Consider the following 4,672-nt stretch of genomic DNA (forward strand, 5'->3'; position numbering starts at 1 on the left):
GGCCGGCAGCTTGACGCCGCAGACCTCGCCGGTCTTCTGGTACTCGGCCCAGCCGCTGCCGGCCAGGTAGCCGCGCACCACGGCCTCGATGGGCAGTGGCTGCAGGCGCTTGACCAGCATCGAGCGGCCCTGGACCTGGGCCACTTCGTGCGGCGCCACCACGCTTTCCGGCGCTTCGCCGGTCAGGTGGTTGGGCACGATGTCCTTCAGGCGGTCGAACCAGAACAGCGCCATGCGCGTGAGCAGCTCGCCCTTGCCGGGAATCGGCTCGCCCATGATCACGTCGAAGGCCGAGAGCCGGTCGCTGGCCACCATCAGCAGCCGGTCGTCGCCCACCGCGTAGTTGTCGCGGACCTTGCCCCGGGCAAGCAGGGGCAGCGAGGTGATCGACGACGTGTGGAGGGCGGCTGTCATGGCTCGGCGGGCCCGGAACGGGCCGGTGTGAGAAAAGCCCTCGATTCTATCGGCGGGCCTGCCCCATCAGACGACGGTTTGCGCCAGCTTGCCGGCCGCGTAGGCGCCGGCCATGTCGGTCAGCGAGAGGCCCTTGATCTTGCCGGCCTGGCCTTCGCAGCCGAACTCCAGATAGCGCTGCTTGCAGATCTGCTTGGCGGCTTCACGGGCGGGCTTGAGCCACTCGCGGGCGTCGAACTTGTCCGGGTTCTCGGCCATGAACTTGCGCACCGCACCGGTCATCGCCAGGCGGATGTCGGTGTCGATGTTGATCTTGCGCACGCCGAACTTGATGGCTTCCTGGATCTCTTCGACCGGCACGCCGTAGGTTTCCTTCATCTTGCCGCCGTACTGGTTGATGATGGCCAGCAGGTCTTCGGGCACCGACGAAGAGCCGTGCATCACCAGGTGGGTGTTGGGGATGCGGGCGTGGATTTCCTTGACGCGGCTGATGGCCAGGATGTCGCCGGTGGGCTTGCGGCTGAACTTGTAAGCGCCGTGGCTGGTGCCGATGGCGATCGCCAGCGCGTCCAGCTGGGTGGCCTTGACGAAGACGGCGGCTTCTTCGGGGTCGGTCAGCATCTGGCTGTGGTCCAGCTTGCCTTCGGCGCCAATGCCGTCTTCTTCGCCGGCCTCACCGGTTTCCAGGTTGCCCAGGCAGCCCAGTTCACCTTCGACGGTGACGCCGACCTTGTGCGCCATGTCGACCACGCGGCGGGTGACGTCGACGTTGTAGTCGAACGAAGCGGGGGTCTTGCCGTCTTCCATCAGCGAGCCGTCCATCATCACCGAGCCGAAGCCCAGCTGGATGGCGCCTTCGCAGACCTTGGGGCTGGTGCCGTGGTCCTGGTGCATGACCAGCGGGATGTGCGGGTACATCTCGGCCGCGGCCTGGATCAGGTGCTTGATGAAGGGCTCACCGGCGTACTTGCGGGCGCCGGCGCTGGCCTGCAGGATGACCGGCGCACCGACCTCGTCTGCCGCCGACATCACGGCCTGGACCTGCTCGAGGTTGTTGACGTTGAACGCCGGGATTCCGTAGCCGTTTTCGGCCGCGTGGTCCAACAGCTGGCGCATCGAAACGAGGGGCATGACAACTTCCTGGGAGAGTGGGTGATGCGGGGGGAGCACGCAGGGCCGAGCCGGCCCAGCGCTCCGATGTGACGGATTTTACGGTCCGATGGGGTCGATGTACCTACGTCGTAACCGGGGGTGCGCAAGCAATTGCTGCACTGCGGGATCGGAGCTTGCCAACACAGCGGCTTCCACCACCCCCGGGGGTGACGCACCCCCTACCACCGAAGGACCCTACCGATGCCGCCGATGCGACTTGCCCTTGCCACCGCCTGCCTAGCCACCACGCTGGCGCCACTCAGCACCCTGGCCCAGGTCACCGTCAAGAACGACGGCCAATGGCGTGCGCTGTTCACCGCGGGCGCCAGCCTGTCGTCCGGCAACAGCGACTCGACCAGCATCAACCTCAGCGGCGAGGCGGTGAAGGCCACCACCATCGACAAGCTGACCTTCAACGGCAAGGCGCTGTACGTGAACAACGACGGCGCCGAATCCGAGAACCGGCTGGCCGCCGGCACCCACTACCAGCGCGACATCAGCGCCCGCTGGTTCGGCTTCGGCCAGTTCGATGCGCTGCGCGACGAACCGGCCAACCTGTCGTCGCGCGCGTCCATCGGCGCGGGCGCGGGCTACCACGTGATCCGGCGCGACGACCTCACCTTCGACGTGTCCACCGGCCTGGGCTACTCGCGCGAACGCTACGTAGAGCCCGAAGTGGTGGACGGCAGCGAGCGCGACTCGTACAGCAACACCGAACTGATCCTGGCCGAAGAGTCCAGCCACCGCTTCACCGACACCACCACCTTCCGCCAGAAGCTGACGCTGCTGCCCAACCTGCGCAACAACGACCAGCTGCGCGCGGTGTTCGACGCCAGCCTGTCGGTGGCCATGACCCGCCGCCTGGCGCTGACCGCCAGCATCTCGCACCGCTACGACAGCGACCCCGGCCCCGGGCTGAAGAAGGGCGACACGCTCTTCATCACCGGCGTGTCGTTCCGGCTGGACTGACGCGGCCGGCGCACGGCCGCTCCGAAGGCGGCCGCGCAACCCGCTCGGCGGGTGGCTTCATGGTTCCATGAAGCCGGGTGCTCCATTCAGCCCACGCGGCAGACCTTGAGCATGTTCGTGCCGCCGGGGTACCCCATCGGCTCGCCGCAGGTGATGGCGTAGGTGTCGCCCGGCATCAGCACGCCACGCTCGATGAGCAGGGCCTCGGCCTTTTCCAGCGCCGCATCGCGGTCGGTGAAGGTGGGCATGATCATCGGCTGCACGTTGCGGTAGAGCGCCATGCGGCGCTCGCTGGTGGCCTGGCTGGTCAGGCCGTAGATCGGCGTGTGGATGCGGTGGCGGCTCATCCACAGCGCGGTCGAGCCGCTTTCCGTCAGCGCCAGGATGGCCTTGCAGCCCAGGTGGTGCGCGGTGAACAGCGCGCCCATCGCGATCGACTGGTCGATGCGGCCGAAGCGCTTGTTGGTGAAGTCGGCGTCCAGGCGCACGTCTTCGGCGCGCTCGGCCTCGAAGGCGATGGCGGCCATCTGCTCGATGGTTTCCACCGGGTAGCGGCCGGCGGCCGTCTCGGCGCTGAGCATCACCGCGTCGGTGCCGTCCAGCACCGCGTTGGCCACGTCGCTCACCTCGGCGCGGGTGGGCACCGGGTTGACGATCATGCTCTCCATCATCTGCGTGGCGGTGATGGCCACCTTGTCCATCTCGCGGGCCATCTTGATCATGCGCTTTTGCAGCGCCGGCACCGCCGCGTTGCCCACTTCCACCGCCAGGTCGCCACGCGCCACCATGATGCCGTCGCTGGCCTTGAGGATCTGCTCGAGCACCGGGATGGCTTCGCTGCGCTCGATCTTGGCGATCATCGCGGGCTTGTGGCGCCACGGCTCGCCGGCCATGTTGGCCAGCTGGCGGGCCATTTCCATGTCGGTGGCGTTCTTGGGGAAGCTCACCGCCACGTACTCGCACTGGAAGCTCATCGCGGTCTTGATGTCTTCCATGTCCTTGCCGGTCAGCGCCGGCGCGGTCAGGCCACCGCCCTGCTTGTTGATGCCCTTGTTGTTGGACAGCTCGCCGCCGATGCGCACGATGGTGTGCACCTGGTCGCCGTGCACGCCCTCCACGTCCAGCACCAGCAGGCCGTCGTTGAGCAGCAGCACGTCGCCGGGCTTCACGTCGCGCGGCAGTTCCTTGTAGTCCAGGCCCACGCGCTCGTTGGTGCCCAGCTCGGTGGTGCCGCCGTCCAGCACGAAGCGCTGGCCGGGGATCAGCTCGGTCTTGCCGCCTTCGAACTTGCCGACGCGGATCTTCGGGCCCTGCAGGTCGGCCATCACGGCCACGGCCTTGCCGACGCGCCGAGCCACCTCACGCACCATCGCGGCCCGGTCGATGTGGTCCTGCGCCTTGCCGTGCGAGAAGTTCAGCCGCACCACGTCCACGCCAGCGCGGATCATCCGCTCCAGCACTTCGGGTGAGGAAGAGGCAGGGCCCAGCGTGGCAACGATCTTGGTTTGACGGTTCATGGGAGATGGATCGGGGTCGGTTGGGTCGGTGACGGTTCAGGCGGCGGCGGTGGCGGACTGGGCCGCCACGTCGGCCACCACCAGCGCCGTCATGTTGACGATGCGGCGCACCGTGGCCGAAGGGGTGAGGATGTGCACCGGGCGGGCCGCGCCCAGCAGCACCGGGCCCACGGTCACGCCGTTGCCGCTGGTGACCTTGAGCACGTTGAACAGGATGTGCGCCGCGTCGATGTTGGGCAGCAGCAGCAGGTTGGCTTCGCCGGTGAGCTGGTTCTCGGGCAGGAAGCGGCCGCGGATGTCTTCCGAGAGCGCGGCGTCGCCGTGCAGCTCGCCTTCGCATTCGATGTCGGGGTTCTGCTCGCGGAACAGCGCCGCCGCCCGGCGCATGCGCTTGGCAGAGGCCCGCGTGCTGGAGCCGAACATCGAGTGCGACAGGAAGGCCGCCTTGGGCGGCACGCCGAATCGGCGCAGTTCTTCGGCCGCCATCGAGCCGATCTCGGCCAGCGCCTCGCTGCTGGGCTCTTCGTTGACGAAGGTGTCAGCGATGAACAGCATGCGGTTTTCCAGCAGCACGCCGTTCATCGTGGCAAAGGTGTTGGCGCCGGGCGCGCGGCCGATCA

General features: G+C 67.7%; 5 protein-coding genes. 1 reads left to right on the forward strand and 4 read right to left on the reverse strand.

Features of this window, described 5'->3' with window-relative positions; all coding sequences use genetic code 11:
* Positions 1 to 414: phosphoribosylaminoimidazolesuccinocarboxamide synthase (locus ABNT58_RS01105; protein WP_348751669.1), on the reverse strand; the 414-nt coding region annotated here is incomplete at its 3' end.
* 66 nt (positions 415 to 480) lie between these two features.
* The gene (gene fba / locus ABNT58_RS01110) at positions 481 to 1,545 is read right to left on the reverse strand and encodes a class II fructose-bisphosphate aldolase (protein WP_348751670.1); all 1,065 of its coding nucleotides are present in this window, start codon (positions 1,543 to 1,545) and stop codon (positions 481 to 483) included.
* Positions 1,546 to 1,776: 231 nt separating this feature from the next.
* Between fba and ABNT58_RS01115 the strand changes: the two genes are divergently transcribed.
* The gene (locus tag ABNT58_RS01115; RefSeq protein WP_348751671.1) at positions 1,777 to 2,535 is read left to right on the forward strand and encodes a DUF481 domain-containing protein; all 759 of its coding nucleotides are present in this window, start codon (positions 1,777 to 1,779) and stop codon (positions 2,533 to 2,535) included.
* A gap of 86 nt (positions 2,536 to 2,621) precedes the next feature.
* Here ABNT58_RS01115 and pyk read toward each other — a convergent pair whose 3' ends face one another.
* Together pyk and ABNT58_RS01125 are read right to left on the reverse strand one after the other, a co-directional pair.
* The gene (gene pyk / locus ABNT58_RS01120) at positions 2,622 to 4,052 is read right to left on the reverse strand and encodes a pyruvate kinase (RefSeq protein ID WP_348751672.1); all 1,431 of its coding nucleotides are present in this window, start codon (positions 4,050 to 4,052) and stop codon (positions 2,622 to 2,624) included.
* A 36-nt stretch (positions 4,053 to 4,088) separates the two neighbouring features.
* Positions 4,089 to 4,672 (reverse strand): phosphate acyltransferase (locus ABNT58_RS01125; protein WP_348751673.1); only part of this gene is annotated, 584 nt, incomplete at its 5' end.

Source organism: uncultured Aquincola sp., assembly GCF_964001545.1.
Classification (GTDB): domain Bacteria; phylum Pseudomonadota; class Gammaproteobacteria; order Burkholderiales; family Burkholderiaceae_C; genus Aquincola.

Coding starts and splice junctions, on each gene's coding strand:
- pyk (WP_348751672.1), bottom strand. CDS start 4,052: ATGAACCGTCAAACCAAGATCGTTGCCACGCTGGGCCCTGCCTCTTCC.
- ABNT58_RS01115 (WP_348751671.1), top strand. CDS start 1,777: ATGCGACTTGCCCTTGCCACCGCCTGCCTAGCCACCACGCTGGCGCCA.
- fba (WP_348751670.1), bottom strand. CDS start 1,545: ATGCCCCTCGTTTCGATGCGCCAGCTGTTGGACCACGCGGCCGAAAAC.